The 1,925-nt window shown below is 65.5% G+C and carries 5 protein-coding genes; all 5 read left to right on the forward strand.

Annotation, left to right across the window (positions count from 1 at the left end; genetic code table 11):
- The first annotated feature begins 82 nt into the window (after positions 1–82).
- The 5 genes from EOA86_RS32750 to EOA86_RS32770 are packed head-to-tail and all read left to right on the forward strand — an operon-like array spanning position 83 to position 1,883.
- A complete protein-coding gene (locus EOA86_RS32750) occupies positions 83–880 on the forward strand; it encodes an N-acetylmuramidase family protein (protein ID WP_128345359.1) in 798 nt (265 codons plus the stop codon).
- Positions 877–1,095 carry a hypothetical protein gene (locus EOA86_RS32755; protein WP_029351719.1) on the forward strand — a complete coding sequence of 73 codons (219 nt, stop codon included), beginning with the start codon at positions 877–879 and terminating at the stop codon, positions 1,093–1,095. Before EOA86_RS32750 ends, EOA86_RS32755 begins: the two co-directional genes overlap by 4 nt.
- Before the next feature lies 1 nt (position 1,096).
- A complete protein-coding gene (locus EOA86_RS32760; protein WP_128345360.1) occupies positions 1,097–1,363 on the forward strand; it encodes a hypothetical protein in 267 nt (88 codons plus the stop codon).
- Positions 1,348–1,560: a hypothetical protein gene (locus EOA86_RS32765; protein ID WP_128345362.1), complete on the forward strand. Its 213-nt coding sequence runs from the start codon at positions 1,348–1,350 to the stop codon at positions 1,558–1,560. The genes EOA86_RS32760 and EOA86_RS32765 overlap by 16 nt, the downstream gene beginning before the upstream one ends.
- A complete protein-coding gene (locus tag EOA86_RS32770) occupies positions 1,539–1,883 on the forward strand; it encodes a hypothetical protein (protein ID WP_164892238.1) in 345 nt (114 codons plus the stop codon). The genes EOA86_RS32765 and EOA86_RS32770 overlap by 22 nt, the downstream gene beginning before the upstream one ends.
- The last annotated feature ends 42 nt before the right edge of the window (positions 1,884–1,925 follow it).

Consider the following 1,925-nt stretch of genomic DNA (forward strand, 5'->3'; position numbering starts at 1 on the left):
ATCTCCGCTCCTCTTGGGCTCATTTCACACAGTCGGTTGCAAACATCAACCTGCCCGCGACCTGGGCGGAAAGGACAAGACCATGGATACCACGTTCAAAGGCGCCGCCAGGCGCCTGGACGACCTCGATCTGCCAAAACTTGGCGCCAGGATCGGCGTCGGCGAGGATGAGATCCACGCCTTTCTCGACGTCGAGACCAGCGGGCACGGCTTCGACGCCCATGGCCGGCCGATCATCCTGTTCGAGCCGCATGTCTTTTTCCGCAACCTGTCGGGGGCGAAGCGTGCGCAAGCAGTCGCGGCCGGGCTTGCCTATGTCAGGTGGGGCGAAAAGCCTTATCCCCGGGACAGCTATCCGCGCCTGAAAGCGGCTATCGCGATCGACGAGACGGCGGCGCTCAGATCGGCGTCATGGGGGCTCGGCCAGGTTCTCGGCGAGAATTTCAAGGCGGCCGGCTTCCCCACCGTGCAGGCCATGGTCGAAGCCATGATGGAGGACGAGGCGCTGCAGCTGGCGGCGGCGGTCAATTTCATCGCCGCCAACCGGCTCGACGGCAAATTGCGCAAGCATGATTGGGCCGGCTTTGCCAAGGGCTACAACGGCGCATCGTTTGGGAAGAACGCCTACGATATCAGGCTTGCCGACGCGTTCCGCAAATGGTCTGGGATCAAGGACACGCCGTGGCCGCCCGCTGCCCCAGCACAGCCTCCAGCGCCTGTTCCGATCCCGCAGGCTCCGCAGCTGAACGGTTCCCCGACTTCGGAGGCAGAGCCGGGCAGGGCTGGAGTCCGGCCCGGACGGTTGCCCGGATTCTGGGCCGCGGTCCTGGCTCCGCTGGTCGCCGCAATCCTCTCCTTGTTTCGAAAGGCAAAGCCATGACGTGGTTCAATACCAATGCCGCGCACAATCTGATCAATGTGCTGATCCTGCTGCTTACCGGCCTGGTCGGCTTCGACTGGACGATGTTCGGCATCGACGCGGCCCTGGCGCTCAAGATCACCGGGGTGCTGACCCTGCTCAAGATCCTGATGAATGTCGTCCGCGACGGCGTCGCCGGCCTCGTCAGAAGACAGCCCGCCGTGGAGGGCAATTGAGATGTGGGTGCTTTCCATGCTGAGCGCGCTCGCCGGCAACAAGGCGATCATGGCGATCTTCGCAGCACTCGTCGGCGGCATCGGCCTCTTTGTCGCCGGCGGCATCAGCCGGGCCAAGGAGGATACGGCCAGGCGAGCGGCGGAAAAACTCGCCGCCGCGCAGGATCGCCTCGAAATGGACCGCGAGGCGACCGATGCCGAACGCGCGGCGCGCGACCTGCCGGACGAAGCCGCACGGCGGGAGGCGATGCGATGGGCAAGGCACTGATGATCGGCCTGCTGCTCGGGGGCCGGCTGCTCGCCGGATGCACAACGCCGGTTTCGCCCGCGCGTCAGGTCTGGTGCGACCACAATCAGGCGCGGCGTCCGTCCGCCCTCGTCGTGGCCGCCATGTCGCGGCCCGAGCTCGACGAGGTGAATGCCTACAACGGGAAGGGCGCCAGATGGTGCGGGTGGAGGCCGTGATGATACAGGAGTTTCTCGATGCTCTCGGCATCAAGGCGCCGGTGGTGGTCGCCGGCCTGTCCGGCGGCATTTTGCGAGCCTTGTCGCGCCACCGCTACAAGGTTCGCGAGATGGTGGCGTCGCCGATCTGCGGCGCGCTGGCGGCGGCCTACCTGACGCTTCCCGTGGTGCACTACATCCGCGCCGGCCTGCCGATTCCGTCGCCTGACGACGACACCACGACGCTGGCCGCGGCGTTCCTCATCGGCGTCTCGGCGATGTGGATTTCGGATATCGTCTTCGAGGTGGTGGTGAGGCGGTTCAAGCCGGAGAAGGAGGAGTGAGATCGCGCCTGTCTTATTGCGCCCGCAGTAACAGCCTCTTGC

Origin of the sequence: Mesorhizobium sp. M5C.F.Ca.IN.020.32.2.1 (assembly GCF_004023105.1) — a bacterium.
GTDB classification, from domain to species: Bacteria; Pseudomonadota; Alphaproteobacteria; order Rhizobiales; family Rhizobiaceae; genus Mesorhizobium; species Mesorhizobium wenxiniae.

Bases quoted from the DNA above. Each gene is read 5' to 3' on its own strand.
- EOA86_RS32765 (WP_128345362.1), top strand. From the start codon at position 1,348: ATGGGCAAGGCACTGATGATCGGCCTGCTGCTCGGGGGCCGGCTGCTC.
- EOA86_RS32750 (WP_128345359.1), top strand. From the start codon at position 83: ATGGATACCACGTTCAAAGGCGCCGCCAGGCGCCTGGACGACCTCGAT.
- EOA86_RS32770 (WP_164892238.1), top strand. From the start codon at position 1,539: ATGGTGCGGGTGGAGGCCGTGATGATACAGGAGTTTCTCGATGCTCTC.
- EOA86_RS32755 (WP_029351719.1), top strand. From the start codon at position 877: ATGACGTGGTTCAATACCAATGCCGCGCACAATCTGATCAATGTGCTG.
- EOA86_RS32760 (WP_128345360.1), top strand. From the start codon at position 1,097: ATGTGGGTGCTTTCCATGCTGAGCGCGCTCGCCGGCAACAAGGCGATC.